The organism is Pseudomonas arvensis, assembly GCF_056688935.1.
The window spans coordinates 997,405-1,015,074 of sequence record NZ_CP162038.1; the positions used below are offsets into that span (position 1 = coordinate 997,405).

The following is a 17,670-nucleotide window of genomic DNA, read 5'->3' on the forward strand; positions in this document are numbered from 1 at the left end:
GTCGGCAACGTTTTTTCCCTGTCCTGAAACTGAACTAGCGCCGTTCCGGCCTTGGGCGCGTTGTACCAGCAGTGATATAGTTCGCCGCCAGTTCGGTCCGCCCAGCCCATGAGGCTATCTATATGCGTCGCCGTTGCAAACGTTTGTCGCATGCGTGGTGTCTGAGTGAGAGGCTGCATCCCAAGGAGTTTAGATGAGTGCCGATAACGCCTACGCGGTCGAGCTGAAGGGACTGACCTTCAAGCGCGGGACGCGCAGCATCTTCAATAACGTCGATATTCGCATTCCCCGTGGCAAGGTCACGGGCATCATGGGGCCGTCCGGTTGCGGCAAGACCACCCTGTTGCGGCTGATGGGCATGCAATTGCGCCCCAGCGCCGGCGAAGTGTGGGTCAACGGCCAGAACCTGCCGACGCTGTCGCGCAGCGATCTGTTCGATGCGCGCAAGCACATGGGCGTGCTGTTCCAGAGCGGTGCGCTGTTTACCGACCTCGATGTGTTCGAGAACGTGGCGTTCCCGCTGCGGGTGCACACCCAGCTGTCCGATGAAATGATTCGTGACATTGTGTTGCTGAAATTGCAGGCCGTGGGCTTGCGTGGTGCCATTGACCTGATGCCCGACGAACTGTCCGGTGGCATGAAGCGTCGTGTGGCCCTGGCGCGCGCCATTGCGCTCGATCCGCAGATTCTCATGTACGACGAGCCCTTCGTCGGTCAGGACCCGATCGCCATGGGCGTGCTGGTTCGCCTGATCCGTCTGCTCAACGACGCCCTGGGCATCACCAGTATCGTGGTGTCCCACGACCTCGCAGAAACCGCGAGCATTGCCGATTACCTCTATGTAGTCGGCGATGGCCAGGTGCTGGGGCAGGGTACGCCCGAAGAGCTGATGAACGCCGATAACCCGCGCATTCGCCAATTCATGACTGGCGATCCCGATGGCCCTGTGCCTTTTCACTTTCCGGCAGCGGATTACCGCTCAGATCTTCTGGGGAAGCGCTGATGCGCAAGACATCTCTTATCGAAAAGGTTCGCCTTTTCGGTCGCTCGGGCATCGACATCGTCGAGGTGCTGGGTCGTTCGACGATTTTCCTGTTTCACGCCTTGCTCGGCCGCGGTGGCATTGGTGGCGGCTTTGGCCTGTTGCTCAAGCAACTGCATTCGGTGGGCGTGATGTCCCTGGTGATCATCGTGGTCTCCGGGGTCTTCATCGGTATGGTGCTGGCATTGCAGGGCTTCAATATCCTGTCCAGCTACGGGTCGGAGCAGGCGGTGGGGCAGATGGTTGCCCTGACGCTGCTGCGTGAGCTGGGGCCGGTGGTGACCGCGTTGCTGTTCGCCGGTCGTGCGGGCTCCGCGTTGACTGCCGAAATTGGCAACATGAAGTCCACCGAACAGCTGTCCAGCCTCGAAATGATCGGCGTGGACCCCCTCAAATACATTGTTGCCCCGCGCCTGTGGGCCGGCTTCATCTCCCTGCCATTGCTGGCGATGATCTTCAGCGTGGTTGGTATCTGGGGCGGTTCGTGGGTGGCGGTAGACTGGCTGGGTGTCTATGACGGCTCCTACTGGGCCAACATGCAAAACAGCGTGACCTTTAGCGGTGACGTGCTCAATGGCGTTATAAAGAGCATCGTCTTCGCCTTTGTAGTGACCTGGATCGCCGTATTCCAAGGCTATGACTGTGAGCCCACTTCAGAAGGGATCAGTCGCGCCACCACCAAGACCGTTGTGTACGCCTCGCTGGCAGTACTGGGCCTTGACTTCATTTTGACCGCCTTGATGTTTGGAGATTTCTGATGCAAAACCGCACTGTGGAAATCGGTGTCGGCCTTTTCTTGCTGGCTGGCATCCTGGCTTTACTGTTGCTGGCTCTGCGAGTCAGCGGCCTTTCGGCCAGCCCCACCGCCGATACTTATAAACTTTACGCATACTTCGACAATATCGCCGGTTTGACTGTCAGAGCTAAAGTGACCATGGCCGGTGTAACCATCGGCAAGGTCACGGCAATCGATCTGGACCGCGACAGCTTCACCGGGCGAGTGACCATGCAGTTGGACAAGAAGGTAGATAATCTGCCGACCGACTCCACTGCATCTATCCTCACTGCGGGGCTGCTGGGCGAGAAGTACATCGGTGTCAGCGTGGGCGGGGAAACAGCCCTGCTCAAGGATGGTTCGACCATCCACGACACGCAGTCGTCGCTGGTGCTTGAGGACCTGATCGGAAAATTTTTGCTCAATACGGTCAATAAAGACGCCAAATGAGGAATCTGTTCATGATCTCTACCTTGCGACGTGGCCTGCTGGTACTGCTTGCAGCACTGCCCTTGATGGCCAACGCGGCAGGTTCTGCGCACGAACTGGTGCAGGACACCACCAGCAAGATGCTGGCTGACCTGACGGCCAATAAAGAACAGTACAAGCAGGATCCGAGCAAGTTTTACGACGCGCTCAATACCATTGTGGGCCCCGTCGTGGACGCCGAGGGTATTTCGCGCAGCATCATGACCGTCAAGTACTCGCGCAAGGCAACACTTGCGCAGATGCAGACGTTCCAGGAAAACTTCAAGAAAGGCCTGTTCCAGTTCTACGGCAACGCCCTGCTGGAATACAACAACCAGGGTATTACCGTCGCTCCAGCCGGTGATGAATCCGGTGATCGCACCAGCGTCAACATGAGCGTCAAGGGTAACAACGGCGCCGTTTACCCGGTGCAGTACACCCTGGAGAAGATCAACGGCGAGTGGAAACTGCGTAACGTGATCATCAACGGTATCAACATTGGCAAGCTGTTCCGTGATCAGTTCGCCGACGCGATGCAGCGCAATGGCAACGACTTGGACAAGACCATCAATGGTTGGGCCGGTGAAGTTGCCAAGGCCAAGGAAGAAACCGACAAAGCTGCCGGGAAGCCTGCGCAATGACCGAGTCGGCTGTTCGTCTCGGCGACGCTGGCGAGTTGTTCCTCAGCGGTGTGCTGGATTACCGCACCGGGCCTGACCTGCGCAAGCAGGGTCAGGCGCTGATCAAGACCAGCACGGCTTCTGCGCTGGTGCTCGATTGCTCGGCGGTGACCAAGTCCAGCAGTGTCGGTTTGTCGTTGCTGTTGTGCTTCATGCGTGACGCCGAAGCGGCGAAAAAGCAGGTCAGCATCCGGGCTTTACCCGAAGACATGCGTGAAATTGCCGAAGTTTCGGGTCTGACCGAGCTGCTGGCGCATCCTTAATACACATTATCAGTGAGGCCCCCCGTCAGAGTCCTGCTATGCGGGGTTCGCAGGCGCGGGGCTTTTTTGTATGATGTGCGACCCGTGCGCACTGGGCGCCGATAGAGGTTGATCATGCAGGCCCTAGAAGTTAAAAGCTTTCTCGAAGGAAAGCTGCCCGATACGAGCGTAGAAGTTGAGGGCGAAGGCTGCAATTTCCAGCTGAACGTGATTAGCGATGAGCTGGCGGCATTGAGCCCAGTCAAGCGTCAGCAGCAGATCTATGCCCATTTGAACCCGTGGATCACCGATGGCAGCATCCATGCGGTCACTATGAAATTTTTCAGCCGCGCGGCCTGGGCCGAGCGCACCTGAGCCCCCAAGGCGTCGAGATTCTTATGGATAAATTGATTATTACCGGCGGTGCCCGCCTTGATGGCGAGATTCGCATTTCCGGTGCGAAAAACTCTGCCTTGCCGATCCTGGCAGCGACCCTGCTGTGCGATGGCCCGGTGACCGTGGCCAACCTGCCGCACCTGCACGACATCACCACCATGATCGAGCTGTTCGGTCGCATGGGCATTGAGCCGGTGATCGACGAGAAATTGTCCGTCGAAATCGACCCGCGCACCATCAAGACCCTGATCGCCCCGTACGAACTGGTGAAAACCATGCGTGCGTCGATCCTGGTACTCGGCCCTATGGTTGCTCGTTTCGGCGAAGCCGAAGTCGCCCTGCCTGGCGGTTGCGCCATCGGCTCGCGTCCAGTGGACCTGCACATCCGTGGCCTGGAAGCCATGGGCGCAGTCATTGACGTTGAAGGCGGCTACATCAAGGCCAAGGCACCGGAAGGCGGCCTGCGTGGCGCTAACTTCTTCTTTGATACCGTCAGTGTGACCGGTACCGAGAACATCATGATGGCCGCTGCCCTGGCCAAAGGCCGCAGCGTCCTGCAAAACGCCGCGCGCGAGCCTGAAGTAGTCGACCTGGCCAACTTCCTGAACGCCATGGGCGCCAAGGTAGCCGGTGCTGGTACCGACACCATCACCATTGATGGTGTAGAGCGTCTGCACACCGCCACCTATAAGGTCATGCCTGACCGCATCGAGACCGGTACCTACTTGGTTGCTGCTGCCGTTACCGGTGGTCGCGTCAAGGTCAAGGACACCGATCCGACCATCCTGGAAGCGGTCCTGGAAAAACTGCGCGAAGCTGGCGCTGAAATCACCACCGGCGAAGACTGGATCGAGCTGAACATGCACGGCAAGCGGCCAAAAGCCGTTAACGTGCGGACCGCTCCGTACCCGGCGTTCCCGACCGACATGCAAGCGCAGTTCATCTCTCTGAACGCGATTGCCGAAGGCACCGGTGCCGTGATCGAGACCATCTTCGAAAACCGCTTCATGCACGTGTACGAACTGCACCGCATGGGCGCGAAGATCCAGGTAGAAGGCAACACCGCCATCGTGACGGGCACCGAAAAGCTCAAGGGCGCGCCAGTCATGGCCACCGACCTGCGTGCATCGGCCAGCCTGGTGATCTCGGCGTTGATCGCTGAAGGTGACACCCTGATCGACCGCATCTACCACATCGACCGTGGTTACGAGTGCATCGAAGAAAAACTGCAGATGCTCGGCGCTAAAATCCGCCGCGTACCGGGCTAGTTGCTGTTTGTAGTGAGCGGGCTTGTCGAATCGTCGCACCGCTCGCGCTGGAGTGCGAAGCGCTCCCAAGATTTTTAGGGCCGCTTCGCAGCCCAGCGCGGGGCAAGCCCGCTCACTACAAATTAAAGAAGCAGTATGCTGAATTTGTTTCAAATCGAGGCTGTCATGGCCTCGATCTGCGTCTGGCGCCGTTTGCGACCGGACAGCAATAGCCTGATGAAGGACTGACGTTTCCCATGTTGACCATCGCACTGTCCAAGGGCCGCATCCTTGACGACACTTTGCCGCTTCTGGCTGAAGCGGGCATCGTGCCGACCGAGAATCCGGACAAGAGCCGCAAGCTGATCATCCCCACGACCCAGGAAGACGTTCGCCTGCTGATCGTGCGGGCTACCGACGTGCCGACCTATGTTGAGCATGGCGCGGCCGACCTCGGTGTCGCCGGTAAAGACGTGCTGATGGAATACGGTGGCCAGGGCCTGTACGAGCCGCTGGACCTGCGCATTGCCCTGTGCAAGCTGATGACCGCCGGCCGTGTCGGTGATGTCGAGCCCAAGGGCCGCCTGCGCGTGGCCACCAAGTTCGTCAATGTCGCCAAGCGTTACTACGCCGAGCAAGGCCGTCAGGTCGACATCATCAAGCTCTACGGCTCGATGGAGCTCGCGCCCCTGATCGGCCTGGCCGACAAGATCATAGACGTGGTCGACACCGGCAACACCCTGCGTGCCAACGGTCTCGAACCACAGGACTTCATCGCCGACATCAGCTCTCGCCTGATCGTCAACAAAGCGTCGATGAAGATGCAGCACGCTCGTATCCAGGCGTTGATCGACACCCTGCGCACCGCAGTGGAGTCTCGACACCGCGGTTGACCTACCCGCGTAGCTGAAGAGCTACGCCCGTCTATCCGCCTCATAGCCAGAATTCTCAGGTGCCCAAGCGGAAACGACTGCTAGTTTAGGGCGCCTGAGTTTTTGCCAATTCTATTGAGGCCCTCGCTATGACCACGTCCACCGCAATTGCCCGACTCAACGCTGCCGACCCGGATTTCGCCCATCATCTGGATCATCTGCTGAGCTGGGAAAGCGTGTCCGACGACTCGGTCAACCAGCGGGTGCTAGACATCATCAAGGCCGTGCGCGAGCGCGGTGACGCGGCGCTGGTGGATTTCACCCGCCAGTTCGACGGCCTGGACGTTGCTTCCATGTCCGACCTGATTCTGCCCCGCGAACGCCTGGAGCTGGCCCTGACGCTCATCACCGCGCCTCAGCGCGAAGCCCTGGAAGTCGCGGCGGCGCGGGTGCGCAGCTACCACGAAAAGCAGAAACAGGACTCCTGGAGCTACACCGAGGCCGACGGCACTGTGTTGGGCCAAAAGGTCACGCCGCTGGACCGTGCGGGGCTGTACGTCCCCGGTGGCAAGGCGTCGTATCCGTCATCGGTGTTGATGAACGCAATTCCAGCCAAGGTGGCCGGCGTGACCGAAGTGGTGATGGTCGTGCCAACCCCTCGCGGTGAAATCAACGAGCTGGTGCTGGCTGCGGCCTGCATCGCCGGTGTCGACCGCGTGTTCACCATCGGTGGCGCCCAAGCTGTCGCGGCCCTGGCCTATGGCACTGAAAGCGTGCCGAAGGTCGATAAAGTAGTCGGCCCCGGCAACATCTACGTGGCCACCGCCAAGCGCCATGTCTTTGGCCAGGTCGGCATTGACATGATTGCCGGCCCTTCGGAAATCCTCGTGGTGTGCGACGGCCAGACTGACCCGGACTGGATCGCCATGGACCTGTTTTCCCAGGCCGAGCACGACGAGGACGCGCAGGCGATTCTGGTCAGCCCGGATGCCGAGTTCCTCGACAAGGTGGCCGCCAGCATCGACAAGCTGCTGCCGACCATGGACCGCGCCGGGATCATCGAGAAATCGATCAATGGCCGTGGCGCGTTGATCCTGGTGCGCGACATGGAGCAGGCTATCGAAGTGGCCAACCGTATCGCACCAGAGCACCTGGAACTGTCCGTGGCCGATCCACAGGCCTGGCTGCCGTCGATTCGCCACGCCGGTGCGATCTTCATGGGGCGCCACACCAGCGAAGCCCTGGGTGACTACTGCGCCGGCCCGAACCACGTGCTGCCGACCTCCGGCACTGCGCGTTTCTCCTCGCCGCTGGGGGTGTATGACTTCCAGAAGCGCTCGTCGATTATCTTCTGCTCGCCTCAAGGGGCTTCCGAACTGGGTAAGACCGCGTCGGTGCTTGCTCGTGGTGAGTCGTTGAGCGCACACGCCCGTAGTGCCGAATACCGAATCCTCGAAGAGAAGGGTAACTAAGTCATGAGCAAATTCTGGAGCCCCTTCGTCAAGGACCTCGTGCCTTACGTACCCGGCGAACAGCCAAAGCTGACCAAGCTGGTCAAGCTCAACACCAATGAAAACCCCTACGGCCCGTCGCCCAAGGCGCTGGCCGCGATGCAGGCCGAGTTGAACGACAACCTGCGCCTGTACCCGGACCCCAACAGCGACCTGCTCAAGCAGGCCGTGGCCAAGTACTACGGGGTCGACGCTGGCAAGGTGTTTCTCGGCAACGGCTCGGATGAAGTGCTCGCGCACATCTTCCACGGCCTGTTCCAGCACGACCTGCCGCTGCTGTTCCCGGACATCAGCTACAGCTTCTACCCGGTGTACTGCGGCCTCTACGGCATCCAGTCCGACCCGGTGCCACTGGATGAGCAGTTCCAGATTCGTGTAGCGGACTACGCCAAGCCTAACGGCGGGATCATCTTCCCCAACCCCAACGCGCCGACTGGCTGCGTGCTGGCGCTGGACGCGGTGGAGCAGATCCTCAAGGCCAGCCCGGATTCGGTGGTGGTGGTCGATGAAGCCTATATCGACTTCGGTGGCGAAACCGCCATCAGCCTGGTGGATCGCTACCCGAACCTGCTGGTGACCCAGACCCTGTCCAAATCGCGCTCGCTGGCCGGTTTGCGCGTGGGCCTGGCCGTGGGCCACCCGGACCTGATCGAGGCGTTGGAGCGGGTCAAGAACAGCTTCAACTCCTATCCGCTGGACCGCCTGGCGATTGTCGGCGCGGCGGCGGCGTTTGAGGATCGTGAGTACTTCGAGAAGACGTGCCGGTTGGTCATCGACAGTCGTGAGCAGATGGTTGCGCAACTGGAAGGTAAAGGCTTTGAAGTGTTGCCGTCAGCGGCCAACTTTATCTTTGCTCGTCACCCCAAGCACGATGCTGCCGGCCTGGCGGCCAAATTGCGTGAGCAAGGGGTGATCGTGCGGCACTTCAAGCAGGAGCGGATTGCCCAGTTCCTGCGGATCAGCATTGGTACGCCGGAGCAGAACCAGGCGCTGATCGATGGCTTGGGTGAGCTCTAAGCCACACTGAAGATGTAAAAATGTGGGAGGGAGCAAGCCCCCTCCCACATTTGGTTTTGCGTTGGCAGTTAAAGCAGCGGTTCGTCAGGCTTCTTGTTCTTCCAGCCATCATTGCCCGGCAGCAGCAGGTTCAAAGCAATCGCTACGACCGCACACAAGGCGATGCCCTTCAGGCCGAAGTCGTTCGGACCTGTACCGGTTCCCACCAATACCCCGCCAATCCCGAACACCAGGGTCACCGACACAATCACCAGATTGCGCGCCTCGCCCAGGTCGATCTTGTGGCGGATCAGTGTGTTCATCCCTACCGCAGCAATCGAGCCGAACAGCAGGCACAAGATTCCGCCCATTACCGGGATGGGAATGCTCTGCAGCAATGCACCGAACTTGCCGATGAATGCCAGGCTGATGGCAAACACTGCCGCCCAGGTCATGATTTTCGGGTTGTAGTTCTTGGTCAGCATTACCGCGCCAGTCACTTCGGCGTAGGTGGTGTTCGGCGGGCCGCCAAACAGGCCGGCTGCCGTGGTGGCGATACCGTCACCGAGCAGCGTGCGATGCAGGCCGGGCTTTTTCAGGTAGTCGCGACCGGTCACGCTGCCGACTGCAATCACGCCACCGATGTGTTCGATCGCCGGGGCCAGGGCCACCGGGACGATGAACAGTATTGCCTGCCAGTTGAATTCCGGCGCGGTGAAGTGGGGCAGGGCGAACCAGGGCGCGGCGGCAATCTTGGCCGTGTCGACCACGCCAAAGTAGAACGCCATGGCAAATCCCACCAACACACCGGAGATGATCGGCACCAGGCGGAAAATACCTTTGCCGAATACCGCCACGATCAACGTGGTGAGCAGCGCCGGCATCGAGATCAGCATGGCCGTCTTGTAGGGGATCAGTTCGGCGCCGTCGCCACCTTTACCCATCGCCATGTTAGCGGCGATAGGTGCCATGGCCAGGCCAATGGAGATGATCACCGGGCCGATGACCACGGGCGGCAGCAGGCGGTCAATGAAACCGGTGCCCTTGATCTTCACCGCAGCGCCGAGAAACGTGTAGACGAAACCGGCGGCCATCACCCCGCCCATCGTCGCGGCAAGGCCGAACTGATCCTTGGCGAGAATGATTGGCGTGATAAACGCAAAGCTCGATGCCAAAAACACCGGCACCTGCCGCCCCGTCACCACCTGGAACAACAGCGTGCCCAGGCCTGCGGTGAACAGTGCGACGTTTGGATCAAGGCCTGTGATCAGCGGCATCAACACCAGCGCGCCAAATGCTACGAAGAGCATTTGTGCGCCAGACAGGATCTGGCGCCAAAGCGGGTCGTTGAATTCATCCTGCATGCTCACGCGTCCTTCTGCTTGGTGCCGAAGATCTTGTCACCGGCGTCGCCCAGGCCTGGGATGATATAGCCGTGTTCATTCAGGCGCTCATCGATGGACGCGGTGTAGATCTGCACGTCCGGGTGCGCTTTCTCGACAGCGGCGATGCCTTCGGGCGCGGCGACCAGCACCATGGCGCGGATGTCCCGGCAACCGGCTTTTTTCAGCAGGTCAATGGTGGCAACCATGGAGCTTCCGGTGGCGAGCATCGGATCGATGATCATGGCCAGGCGTTCGTTGATTTCCGGAACGAGTTTTTCCAGGTAGGTGTGAGCCTGCAAGGTTTCTTCGTTGCGGGCCACGCCCACGGCGCTGACCTTGGCGCCCGGAATCAGGCTGAGGACGCCTTCGAGCATGCCGATACCGGCGCGCAGGATCGGCACCACGGTGATTTTCTTACCGGCGATTTTTTCTACCTGTACGGGACCGGCCCAACCGGGGATCTCGTAGGTTTCCAGCGGCAGGTCCTTGGTGGCTTCGTAAGTGAGCAACGCTCCGACTTCCTGAGCAAGCTCACGGAAGTTCTTCGTGCTAATGTCGGCGCGGCGCATAAGGCCGAGCTTGTGCTGGATCAGCGGGTGGCGGATCTCGCGAGTGGGCATGGGAAAGGCTCCGGCGGCGGGCAAAAAAACCGGCCTAGATTAATCTATCCGAGGGTGTTGTCCTATAGACATCTAGTACGTTAGTCCATTAAGGCTTGCCCGGAGCGCATGAGAAGCGTACCTTCGCCCGCTTTTCTTGCCACAGCACCCCTTTGGAGAGCGCCATGTCCGCTGATCTTGAGCATATCCGTCAAATCATGCGTGAGGCTGATTGCCTGTACACCGAAGCGCAAGTCGAAGCTGCGATCGCCAAGGTCGGCGCCCACATCACCCGCGAAATGGCCGACACCAATCCGGTGGTCTTCTGCGTGATGAACGGCGGCCTGATTTTCGCCGGCAAATTGCTCACCCACCTGCAATTCCCGCTGGAAGCGTCCTACCTGCACGCGACCCGCTATCGCAACGAAACCACCGGCGGCGACCTGTTCTGGAAAGCCAAGCCGGAAGTCTCGTTCATCGACCGCGACGTGCTGATCATTGACGACATCCTCGACGAAGGTCACACCCTGGGCGCGATCATCGACTTCTGCAAACACGCCGGCGCGCGCAAAGTGCACACCGCCGTGCTGATCGACAAAGACCACGACCGCAAGGCCCGTCCGGACCTGAAAGCCGATTACGTCGGTCTGCCATGCATTGACCGCTACATCTTCGGTTACGGCATGGACTACAAAGGTTACTGGCGCAACGCCAATGGGATCTACGCCGTCAAAGGCATGTGACCCAGGCCTGGCGCAGGGTTGTCATGCTATCGTGCGTGGCCCCCGCGCCTGGAGCTGTACATGAGCCTGTTGATTCGCACGTGCGCCGTCCTGGCGCTGACCCTGAGTTTGCCCCTGGCCGCCGCTCCGGCGCCGATGCATGCTCAATTCCTGCCGCCGGATGACCTGACGCTGCGCACTGAAACCCCTGACCAGCAGCAGTTGCTGCAAGTCACCGAGTACGCGGTGGTGGTGGGCAACCAGCGCCAATCCAACCAGCAACCGATCCCGGTGACGTCGCCGTTGATGATCCGCCTCAAGGGCAAGTCCCTGAACAAAGGCGCGATAATCAGCCAGGTGGTGCTCAATTTCGATGCCGAAAGCAAAAGCCTGAAAAAGCCGGTGTTTGATGACAAGAACAAGACGCTGACGCTGTCGTATCCGGTGGCCCAATACCGGGTGATCGTCGATTTGCTGCGCAATGACACGGTGTATGTGCAGTTCCTCAGTTATGCCAACGGGCATATCTGGGCGGACCTGCACACCGGTGCAGTCCGCACCAAATAATCAAAACACCTTGGATCTCCACTGCTTTCGGAGCTTGCGTCACACAGGTAGACTTCAAATCCCGTGTAAATGTCTGCAGGCTGGAGTCGGTAATGCGTAAAGATAAGAAACAGGTGATTGGTGACGAGATCGGCGACGATCAGATCAAGTTGTTCCTGGACTTCGAGCCGGTTGACGCGACTTCACCGTCCCTGCACAAACTGATCAAGGCCTACCGTGGCCTGCGTATCGACGACTTCGAGCGGTTCCTGGGCTTTTTCAAGGAAGCCGGCCTGGACCTGGATGGCAAGGATGAACATGGCCAGACGTTTGTTGATCTGATCAAGGACCAGCGCAATGCGCCTGAGTACATAGAGCTGATCGAAAACGCCCGCGGCTGATTTTCCCCAGCCATAAAAAAACGCCCCGGGGGGGCGTTTTTTTTATGGCAGCAATGCCTCAAGCGTAGCTTTCGGCCTCGTTGCTTTGTTCCACCAGCTCCAGGCTGATGTTGTTCTGCGTGTTGATCTTGCGATACAGCTCGGCGTCGGTCTCCAGGACTTTCTCCCGTGCCGGGAAGATCTCGTGCAGCTTGGCTGCCCACTCACCCGCAGCCTTGGCCGGGAAGCAACGTTCAATCAGCTCCAGCATGATCGAAACGGTCACCGAAGCGCCCGGAGAAGCGCCCAGCAGCGCTGCCAGGGAGCCGTCCTTGGCCGCGACCAGCTCGGTGCCGAATTGCAGCACGCCGCCTTTTTTCGGGTCTTTCTTGATGATCTGTACCCGTTGGCCGGCCACTTCCAGGCGCCAGTCTTCGGCTTTCGCCTCAGGGTAGAAGCGACGCAGGGATTCCAGGCGCTGCTCCATGGATTGGCGCACTTCGCTGACCAGGTACTTGGTCAGGTCCATGTTGTCGCGGGCCACGGCCAGCATCGGGCCGATGTTGCCAGCACGAATCGACATCGGCAGGTCAAGGAACGAGCCGTGCTTGAGGAACTTGGTGGTAAAGCCGGCGTAGGGCCCGAACAGCAGGGATTTCTTGCCATCCACCACGCGGGTGTCGAGGTGCGGCACCGACATCGGTGGCGAACCGACGGCGGCCTGGCTGTAGACCTTGGCCTGGTGGTGCTTGACCACTTCCGGGTTGTCGCAACGCAGCCACTGGCCACTGACCGGGAAGCCGCCAAAACCTTTGCTTTCTTCGATGCCCGAGGCTTGCAGCAACGGCAGGGCCGCGCCACCGGCACCGAGGAACACGAACTTGGCGTCCACTTCACGGCTGGTGCCGCTGTTGACGTCCTTGATGCTCACGGTCCAGCCGGCGCCGTTGCGCTTGAGGCCGGTAACGCGCTTGCTGTACTTGACCTGGGCATCCGGCGAGCTGGTCAGGTGGCCGAGCAACTGGTTGGTCAGGGCGCCGAAGTTGACGTCGGTGCCGTTCATGACGCGAGTGGCGGCGATTTTTTCGTCGAGCGGGCGGCCCGGCATCATCAGCGGCATCCACTCGGCCATCTCGCTGCGGTCTTCGGTGTAGTGCATGTCCGAAAACGCATGGTGCTGGCTGAGGGATTCAAAGCGCTTCTTGAGGAAAGACACGCCTTTGTCGCCCTGCACGAAGCTCAGGTGCGGCACCGGGCTGATAAAGGACTTGGACGAGCCAAAGGTGCCTTTTTTGGTCAGGTACGCCCAGAACTGCTTCGACACCTCGAACTGGGTGTTGATGTGCACGGCTTTCTTGATGTCGATGGAGCCATCGGCGGCCTGGGGCGTGTAGTTCAGCTCACACAGCCCGGCGTGGCCGGTACCGGCGTTGTTCCACGGGTTGGAACTCTCCGCGGCACCCGAATCCATCAGCTCAACGACTTCCAGCTTGAGGCCGGGGTCGAGCTCTTTGAGCAATACGGCCAGGGTGGCACTCATGATGCCGGCCCCTACCAGTACTACGTCGACTGCTTCGTTATGCGCCATTTAACGCGTCTCCAAAATCTGCAGCACCAAATTGACGGCATGGCTGCCAGGAGTGACGGGGCGGTTCACGTGTTGCCCCAGGTTACCCATGGCCAGGATCGCCATGTCCGTTTCGCAATTCTTTGCAACGTCAGCGCACGCTTCCTGCCTGCCTCATTCGCCTATGAACGCATTCATGGGCGCCTGTGGCAATTCGACTTATGGTCAAAGCGTGCAATTCGTGCAATCAATCCGTAGCGGACAGGCTCAAGCTCCGGTGATTGAGGAATACTCGGTCCTGTGTGATTGGGCTGTTCCAGACGCTGATGGTGCTTGTACAAACGCCAAACTATTCATTTGCTCGCCACACTCTTGTGAAGTTGTGAAAACCCGTTTTTTCACGCTCTTTTGAAGACGTGAACCTCAAAAAAGGGCTGCCGCGGGCTGGCACAGTGGCCGGGCGCAATGGCAGCTCTGGCAGATTCGGTAGAGGCGGGTGGTTTGCAAAGGAAACAGCAAGCGCGCCAGCTTCACTCGATCTGTGTGGGCGGCTCTCTGTGGGCGATTCTTGGGGGGTTAATACCGAGGCATTAACGTGCTGCGAGGCCCGATCAGGAGACGTCCTTATAATCGGGGGGAGATTGTAGCGAAGAACGTCAGGGAAATGGGCGTGTTTTATGACTTTTATTAGGTATTCGGTCAGGCGGCCAACGGCTGGTGACGTGGCGACCGCACAGGACGTGGGCTTACACGGGCACGGGCGGGGAGCGGGTGATGCATCCAGCTCAGGCGGATTTCATCGATTTCCACCCAGCCGTCGCCCACAGGCGCCTGGCTGCATTCCTTGAACGCCTGGCAACGGCCTTGTGCATCGAGCCGGGCGAACTGACGAAGGGCCGGCTTGCGGGTAAACAGTGACCAGAGAAATTGCATGGCGAGAGCCCTCCTGAGATTGAGGCTAAGCATGCCGTGTGGGGATGACGAGTCGATGTAACGGCTATGACATATCAATGACAGCGAACCGCTGCCGAGGCGACGAGTCATAGGTTGTAACTGACGCTAGTTCCCTGCGGGGGCGCCCCGCTATACTGCCGGCCTGTCGGTACCTGATTTCTGGAGAGAAGCGCATGTTGCAACGCCTGTTGTTCGGTTTGATCACTGTGACCAGTTTGACCTTGGTTGGCTGCGCCAACAGCCCGCAACAACTGAGCCCACAACCGAAGCTCACCACGCAGTTGGCCCCGGTAGGTCATGGTCAGCCGGTGTCGGTGCGTGTCGTGGATGGTCGTCCTTCGCCTACGTTGGGCTCTCGCGGTGGCCTGTACCCGGAGACCGCGCTTATCTCGGTGACTGGCCAGGACGTGCTGCCCAAGTTGCAGGCCCAGGCCGAAGCGGCCGTGCGCCTGCTGGGCTTCACGCCGAGCGCCAACGCACCAGGCGCTCCTCAGCTGACCATCACCTTGGCGGAACTGAAGTATCAGTCGCCTAAAGAAGGCCTGTACGTGACTGAAGCCGCCATCGGCGCAACGTTCAAGTCCGACGTCACCGCCGGTACCCGTCGCTACAGCGGCCGCTACGGCGCATCGTTGAACCAGCGCTTCGGCATGTCGCCGAACCAGGAAACCAACACCAAGCTGGTCAGCGATGTCCTGAGTGACGCCTTGACCCGCCTGTTCAAGGACCCAAGCATCGGTTCCTTGCTCAGCGCGCAGTAACTGTCCAGATAAAGACCGGGCTCAGTGATGAGCCCGTTTTTTTTTCGTCTTCAGTTTCACGCGGCAGTGTCGATACAGAAGTCCAGCATGCTCACCCCGGTCAACAGATCGGCCTCCGGCAAGTCCGCATGCTGGTGCCCGCCAAGGGCGCAATACACCAGCCAATGGCGGTCCTGCACGTTGAACGCAAGGCCGCCGACCAGCGCCTCTTGCTCATCGCTTTGGGCAATCAGATACAGCCGATCCTGGTTGTGCGCGTGCAGCATGACAAGCTCCCGAACGTTCGAAGGGCAACAGAGTGGCTTGTTAAGGTGACGTTCAGGTGACGCTGTAAATTACTGGATACATTAACCGTCCATGGGGGATGGAGTGTTTTAGGCGCTGGAGGCCACTGTCCGTTTATGTAGGTATCTGCACGGATACCCAGACACTGTTTTCCTGAGGTTTGTGATGGCGCTGCCCGCACTATTGATCAATGCTGTGGCTTTATTGGTAGCCTGCCCCGGTGCGGCGCTTCTGTTCATTACCCGCCTGCGCGAACAACGCGCCATGGCCGAGTTGACCGCACAAAGCGAAGACCGGGCCATCGATCAGCCCATGCTGTTCCTGGATGTGCGCACCGAACGGGCGCATCGGGTGGCTTACCGGATTGGCTTCGCCTGTCTGGGGCTGGGGCTGGCCATATCCTGGCTCAGCACCCGAATCTAAAAAACCGCCCCTTCCCACATTTTTGATCGGTGTTCAGAGAGGGATTCCGGCCTTCACCCGATACTGATTGCGCACCGGCGTCGCGTATTGCACCACCAGAAATGGCCGGTGTTCCTCCGGGCATTCATTCAGGCGCCGCTCCCACTCGGCCTTCGCCTTGGCCAGTTCATCCGCCGGGAACACCTCGGCCGCCTTTGGCACCTGTAATTGCGGGTCGGCGTCGCTCCATTGGGCATACGCCAGGTAGTGCACTGGGAACAGCCGATAACCGCCGAGAATCTGTCGATCCATTTCCACGGCCAGCACTTTGGTGTCTTCGAAGCGCTCGGTAATCGGCGGCGCGAAGTTGATGTGTACGCGGCCTTTGTAGCCGGTAATGCCCAACGCAATGCTCACATCATCTTCACCCTGCGCCTTGACGTAGGTGCCGGTGGTGGCGCGGATATACAGCTCGCGGGCCTTGGCCGTATCGCACGGGTCGTACTCGTAGCTGATGGACACCGGGGTCAGGTTCAGCGACTGGATCACCTCGGCAAACGGTTCGTCCTTGCGGCTGACGTGGAACATCTTGAGGATCGCCGACTCGGTGCGGTCATCCCCATCCTTGGCACGACCTTCGGCCTGGGCGATCCAGATCGACTGGCAGTCGTTGCGGATCGAATGGTTGATGTAGGCCGACAGCAAGTTGAACGCGGCCATCTTCTCCTTTCGCCCGGTGATCGAGCGGTGCACGATGAAGCTCTTGTTCAGGCGCATCAGGTCGCTGACAAACGGCTTTTGCAGCAGGTTGTCGCCGATGGCGATACGCGGCGTCGGCAGGCCGGCGTGGTACACGGCGTAGTTGACGAAGGCCGGGTCCATCACGATGTCGCGGTGGTTGGCCAGAAACAGGTAGGCACTGCCCGACTTGAGTTGCTCGACGCCGCTATAGGTCACGCCGTCGGTCGCCCGGTCAATGGTATGGTCGACGTAATACTCGACTTTGTCCTGCAGCGTCGCCACGGTGGTGACACCGGCGAACTCACGGCGCAGTTTGCGGGCGATCATCGGCTTGAGCAGCCAGCCCAGGGCGCCGGCAAAGCGCGGGAAGCGGAAGTGGGTCAGGATGTCCAGAAAGGCCTTGTCACTGAACAGTCGGTCCAGCACTGCCGGGACTTCGCTGTCGTTGTAAGGTCGGATGGTATCGAATTCGCCCATCATGCTCTCTTGTTAGAAACGGCTAGGGTAAGTAAAGGAAATACCAGGGCGCGGTACGGGTAATTGGCCCGGCCGGACAATAGCCCTGTAAATAGACCGGCGATTATACGCACAAGTCACTTGGGAGACTGCGATGCTGGAAACTGCGACCTACGATTGTCCTTATTGTGGTGAAGAGGTCGAGACGACGGTGGACTTGTCCGGCGGTGATCAGGTTTACATAGAAGACTGTCAGGTGTGTTGCAGGCCGATCACGTGCAACCTGCAGGTGCATGGTGATGAGTGGATGCTCGAAACCCGAAGCGAAAACGAATAACAGGCAAACCTATGCAGCGAATCTACGAACCGGAAAACCTGATGGAGGGCGAGTTGCTGCAACAGATGCTCGCCAGCGAGGGCATCGAGGCGCACCTGGTGGGGCGGCATTTGCTCGGCGGCACCGGCGAGCTGCCGATTTTCGGCCTGCTGGGGCTGGAGGTGGACAACGACCGGGCCGTGGATGCCCGCGAGCTGATCACCGCCTACATCGGTGCGCAACCCGTGCCCGGCGATGAACCCGACAGCTTCCCCGACGTGCTGGTCTGTTAGGCTGTCGGCCGGTTTACCCAAGAGTCGTGTTGCC

At 59.7% G+C, this 17,670-nt stretch carries 23 protein-coding genes; 17 read left to right on the plus strand and 6 right to left on the minus strand.

Annotation, left to right across the window (positions count from 1 at the left end; all coding sequences use genetic code 11):
• Nucleotides 1–193: 193 nt before the first annotated feature.
• From AB3G88_RS04500 to hisC, 10 genes are all read left to right on the plus strand, one after another.
• On the plus strand, nt 194–1,003 hold the full coding sequence (locus AB3G88_RS04500) for an ATP-binding cassette domain-containing protein (protein WP_003171811.1): 810 nt from the start codon (nt 194–196) through the stop codon (nt 1,001–1,003).
• Nucleotides 1,003–1,800 (plus strand): lipid asymmetry maintenance ABC transporter permease subunit MlaE, encoded by a 798-nt coding sequence (mlaE, locus tag AB3G88_RS04505; RefSeq protein WP_099587125.1) that lies wholly within the window; start codon nt 1,003–1,005, stop codon nt 1,798–1,800. The genes AB3G88_RS04500 and mlaE overlap by 1 nt, the downstream gene beginning before the upstream one ends.
• On the plus strand, nt 1,800–2,267 hold the full coding sequence (mlaD, locus tag AB3G88_RS04510; protein ID WP_003171814.1) for an outer membrane lipid asymmetry maintenance protein MlaD: 468 nt from the start codon (nt 1,800–1,802) through the stop codon (nt 2,265–2,267). The genes mlaE and mlaD overlap by 1 nt, the downstream gene beginning before the upstream one ends.
• An 11-nt stretch (nt 2,268–2,278) precedes the next feature.
• Entirely contained in the window at nt 2,279–2,926 is a 648-nt protein-coding gene (locus tag AB3G88_RS04515; protein WP_480453394.1) for an MlaC/ttg2D family ABC transporter substrate-binding protein, read from the plus strand.
• Entirely contained in the window at nt 2,923–3,228 is a 306-nt protein-coding gene (locus tag AB3G88_RS04520) for an STAS domain-containing protein (RefSeq protein ID WP_480453396.1), read from the plus strand. The genes AB3G88_RS04515 and AB3G88_RS04520 overlap by 4 nt, the downstream gene beginning before the upstream one ends.
• A 114-nt stretch (nt 3,229–3,342) precedes the next feature.
• Complete coding sequence (locus AB3G88_RS04525; protein WP_099587128.1) at nt 3,343–3,582, plus strand: BolA family protein; 240 nt, start codon at nt 3,343–3,345, stop codon at nt 3,580–3,582.
• Nucleotides 3,583–3,605: 23 nt separating this feature from the next.
• Nucleotides 3,606–4,871, plus strand: coding sequence for a UDP-N-acetylglucosamine 1-carboxyvinyltransferase (murA, locus tag AB3G88_RS04530; protein WP_099587129.1), 1,266 nt, complete (start codon nt 3,606–3,608; stop codon nt 4,869–4,871).
• A gap of 236 nt (nt 4,872–5,107) precedes the next feature.
• Nucleotides 5,108–5,743 (plus strand): ATP phosphoribosyltransferase, encoded by a 636-nt coding sequence (gene hisG / locus AB3G88_RS04535; RefSeq protein WP_099587130.1) that lies wholly within the window; start codon nt 5,108–5,110, stop codon nt 5,741–5,743.
• Nucleotides 5,744–5,871: 128 nt separating this feature from the next.
• Nucleotides 5,872–7,194 carry a histidinol dehydrogenase gene (gene hisD / locus AB3G88_RS04540; RefSeq protein WP_480453400.1) on the plus strand — a complete coding sequence of 441 codons (1,323 nt, stop codon included), beginning with the start codon at nt 5,872–5,874 and terminating at the stop codon, nt 7,192–7,194.
• Nucleotides 7,195–7,197: 3 nt separating this feature from the next.
• Nucleotides 7,198–8,250, plus strand: a complete 1,053-nt coding sequence (hisC, locus tag AB3G88_RS04545; RefSeq protein ID WP_099587132.1) for a histidinol-phosphate transaminase — start codon at nt 7,198–7,200, stop codon at nt 8,248–8,250.
• A 68-nt stretch (nt 8,251–8,318) separates the two neighbouring features.
• Here hisC and AB3G88_RS04550 read toward each other — a convergent pair whose 3' ends face one another.
• Entirely contained in the window at nt 8,319–9,593 is a 1,275-nt protein-coding gene (locus AB3G88_RS04550; protein ID WP_112193497.1) for a uracil-xanthine permease family protein, read from the minus strand.
• 2 nt (nt 9,594–9,595) lie between these two features.
• Nucleotides 9,596–10,234, minus strand: a complete 639-nt coding sequence (gene upp / locus AB3G88_RS04555) for a uracil phosphoribosyltransferase (protein ID WP_099587134.1) — start codon at nt 10,232–10,234, stop codon at nt 9,596–9,598.
• A gap of 164 nt (nt 10,235–10,398) precedes the next feature.
• Between upp and AB3G88_RS04560 the strand changes: the two genes are divergently transcribed.
• The 3 genes from AB3G88_RS04560 to AB3G88_RS04570 all read left to right on the plus strand — a co-directional run bounded on the left by AB3G88_RS04560 (nt 10,399) and on the right by AB3G88_RS04570 (nt 11,882).
• The gene (locus tag AB3G88_RS04560) at nt 10,399–10,956 is read left to right on the plus strand and encodes a hypoxanthine-guanine phosphoribosyltransferase (RefSeq protein WP_032886291.1); all 558 of its coding nucleotides are present in this window, start codon (nt 10,399–10,401) and stop codon (nt 10,954–10,956) included.
• Between the two features lie 60 nt (nt 10,957–11,016).
• Nucleotides 11,017–11,502: a hypothetical protein gene (locus AB3G88_RS04565; RefSeq protein WP_480453402.1), complete on the plus strand. Its 486-nt coding sequence runs from the start codon at nt 11,017–11,019 to the stop codon at nt 11,500–11,502.
• Nucleotides 11,503–11,594: 92 nt separating this feature from the next.
• On the plus strand, nt 11,595–11,882 hold the full coding sequence (locus AB3G88_RS04570) for a PA4642 family protein (protein WP_099587136.1): 288 nt from the start codon (nt 11,595–11,597) through the stop codon (nt 11,880–11,882).
• 58 nt (nt 11,883–11,940) lie between these two features.
• Here the strand turns inward: AB3G88_RS04570 and mqo are convergent, their stop codons facing one another.
• Together mqo and AB3G88_RS04580 are read right to left on the minus strand one after the other, a co-directional pair.
• Nucleotides 11,941–13,449 (minus strand): malate dehydrogenase (quinone), encoded by a 1,509-nt coding sequence (gene mqo, locus AB3G88_RS04575; RefSeq protein WP_099587137.1) that lies wholly within the window; start codon nt 13,447–13,449, stop codon nt 11,941–11,943.
• 678 nt (nt 13,450–14,127) lie between these two features.
• Nucleotides 14,128–14,361, minus strand: coding sequence for a hypothetical protein (locus tag AB3G88_RS04580; RefSeq protein ID WP_099587138.1), 234 nt, complete (start codon nt 14,359–14,361; stop codon nt 14,128–14,130).
• A gap of 194 nt (nt 14,362–14,555) precedes the next feature.
• Here AB3G88_RS04580 and AB3G88_RS04585 point away from each other — a divergent pair, with 194 nt between their 5' ends.
• Nucleotides 14,556–15,143 carry a YajG family lipoprotein gene (locus tag AB3G88_RS04585; RefSeq protein WP_099587139.1) on the plus strand — a complete coding sequence of 196 codons (588 nt, stop codon included), beginning with the start codon at nt 14,556–14,558 and terminating at the stop codon, nt 15,141–15,143.
• Nucleotides 15,144–15,199: 56 nt separating this feature from the next.
• On the opposite strand, the gene AB3G88_RS04590 is transcribed toward AB3G88_RS04585, so the two are convergent.
• Entirely contained in the window at nt 15,200–15,409 is a 210-nt protein-coding gene (locus AB3G88_RS04590) for a hypothetical protein (protein ID WP_099587140.1), read from the minus strand.
• 184 nt (nt 15,410–15,593) lie between these two features.
• Between AB3G88_RS04590 and AB3G88_RS04595 the strand changes: the two genes are divergently transcribed.
• The gene (locus AB3G88_RS04595; protein ID WP_099587141.1) at nt 15,594–15,851 is read left to right on the plus strand and encodes a hypothetical protein; all 258 of its coding nucleotides are present in this window, start codon (nt 15,594–15,596) and stop codon (nt 15,849–15,851) included.
• A 33-nt stretch (nt 15,852–15,884) separates the two neighbouring features.
• Here the strand turns inward: AB3G88_RS04595 and AB3G88_RS04600 are convergent, their stop codons facing one another.
• Entirely contained in the window at nt 15,885–17,048 is a 1,164-nt protein-coding gene (locus tag AB3G88_RS04600; protein WP_177411508.1) for a 1-acyl-sn-glycerol-3-phosphate acyltransferase, read from the minus strand.
• Between the two features lie 133 nt (nt 17,049–17,181).
• On the opposite strand from AB3G88_RS04600, the gene AB3G88_RS04605 reads away from it, so the two are divergent.
• Both AB3G88_RS04605 and AB3G88_RS04610 read left to right on the plus strand, forming a co-directional pair.
• The gene (locus AB3G88_RS04605) at nt 17,182–17,364 is read left to right on the plus strand and encodes a CPXCG motif-containing cysteine-rich protein (RefSeq protein WP_099587143.1); all 183 of its coding nucleotides are present in this window, start codon (nt 17,182–17,184) and stop codon (nt 17,362–17,364) included.
• An 11-nt stretch (nt 17,365–17,375) separates the two neighbouring features.
• Nucleotides 17,376–17,636 carry a putative signal transducing protein gene (locus tag AB3G88_RS04610; RefSeq protein ID WP_099587144.1) on the plus strand — a complete coding sequence of 87 codons (261 nt, stop codon included), beginning with the start codon at nt 17,376–17,378 and terminating at the stop codon, nt 17,634–17,636.
• Nucleotides 17,637–17,670: the final 34 nt, after the last annotated feature.

Excerpts from the sequence above, each read along its gene's own strand:
- murA (WP_099587129.1), top strand. The coding sequence starts at position 3,606 with ATGGATAAATTGATTATTACCGGCGGTGCCCGCCTTGATGGCGAGATT.
- AB3G88_RS04560 (WP_032886291.1), top strand. The coding sequence starts at position 10,399 with ATGTCCGCTGATCTTGAGCATATCCGTCAAATCATGCGTGAGGCTGAT.
- AB3G88_RS04605 (WP_099587143.1), top strand. The coding sequence starts at position 17,182 with ATGCTGGAAACTGCGACCTACGATTGTCCTTATTGTGGTGAAGAGGTC.
- AB3G88_RS04550 (WP_112193497.1), bottom strand. The coding sequence starts at position 9,593 with ATGCAGGATGAATTCAACGACCCGCTTTGGCGCCAGATCCTGTCTGGC.
- mlaE (WP_099587125.1), top strand. The coding sequence starts at position 1,003 with ATGCGCAAGACATCTCTTATCGAAAAGGTTCGCCTTTTCGGTCGCTCG.
- hisD (WP_480453400.1), top strand. The coding sequence starts at position 5,872 with ATGACCACGTCCACCGCAATTGCCCGACTCAACGCTGCCGACCCGGAT.
- AB3G88_RS04520 (WP_480453396.1), top strand. The coding sequence starts at position 2,923 with ATGACCGAGTCGGCTGTTCGTCTCGGCGACGCTGGCGAGTTGTTCCTC.
- hisC (WP_099587132.1), top strand. The coding sequence starts at position 7,198 with ATGAGCAAATTCTGGAGCCCCTTCGTCAAGGACCTCGTGCCTTACGTA.
- AB3G88_RS04590 (WP_099587140.1), bottom strand. The coding sequence starts at position 15,409 with ATGCTGCACGCGCACAACCAGGATCGGCTGTATCTGATTGCCCAAAGC.
- upp (WP_099587134.1), bottom strand. The coding sequence starts at position 10,234 with ATGCCCACTCGCGAGATCCGCCACCCGCTGATCCAGCACAAGCTCGGC.
- mlaD (WP_003171814.1), top strand. The coding sequence starts at position 1,800 with ATGCAAAACCGCACTGTGGAAATCGGTGTCGGCCTTTTCTTGCTGGCT.
- hisG (WP_099587130.1), top strand. The coding sequence starts at position 5,108 with ATGTTGACCATCGCACTGTCCAAGGGCCGCATCCTTGACGACACTTTG.
- AB3G88_RS04610 (WP_099587144.1), top strand. The coding sequence starts at position 17,376 with ATGCAGCGAATCTACGAACCGGAAAACCTGATGGAGGGCGAGTTGCTG.
- AB3G88_RS04500 (WP_003171811.1), top strand. The coding sequence starts at position 194 with ATGAGTGCCGATAACGCCTACGCGGTCGAGCTGAAGGGACTGACCTTC.
- AB3G88_RS04565 (WP_480453402.1), top strand. The coding sequence starts at position 11,017 with ATGAGCCTGTTGATTCGCACGTGCGCCGTCCTGGCGCTGACCCTGAGT.
- AB3G88_RS04570 (WP_099587136.1), top strand. The coding sequence starts at position 11,595 with ATGCGTAAAGATAAGAAACAGGTGATTGGTGACGAGATCGGCGACGAT.
- AB3G88_RS04580 (WP_099587138.1), bottom strand. The coding sequence starts at position 14,361 with ATGCAATTTCTCTGGTCACTGTTTACCCGCAAGCCGGCCCTTCGTCAG.
- AB3G88_RS04515 (WP_480453394.1), top strand. The coding sequence starts at position 2,279 with ATGATCTCTACCTTGCGACGTGGCCTGCTGGTACTGCTTGCAGCACTG.
- AB3G88_RS04585 (WP_099587139.1), top strand. The coding sequence starts at position 14,556 with ATGTTGCAACGCCTGTTGTTCGGTTTGATCACTGTGACCAGTTTGACC.
- AB3G88_RS04595 (WP_099587141.1), top strand. The coding sequence starts at position 15,594 with ATGGCGCTGCCCGCACTATTGATCAATGCTGTGGCTTTATTGGTAGCC.
- AB3G88_RS04600 (WP_177411508.1), bottom strand. The coding sequence starts at position 17,048 with ATGGGCGAATTCGATACCATCCGACCTTACAACGACAGCGAAGTCCCG.
- AB3G88_RS04525 (WP_099587128.1), top strand. The coding sequence starts at position 3,343 with ATGCAGGCCCTAGAAGTTAAAAGCTTTCTCGAAGGAAAGCTGCCCGAT.
- mqo (WP_099587137.1), bottom strand. The coding sequence starts at position 13,449 with ATGGCGCATAACGAAGCAGTCGACGTAGTACTGGTAGGGGCCGGCATC.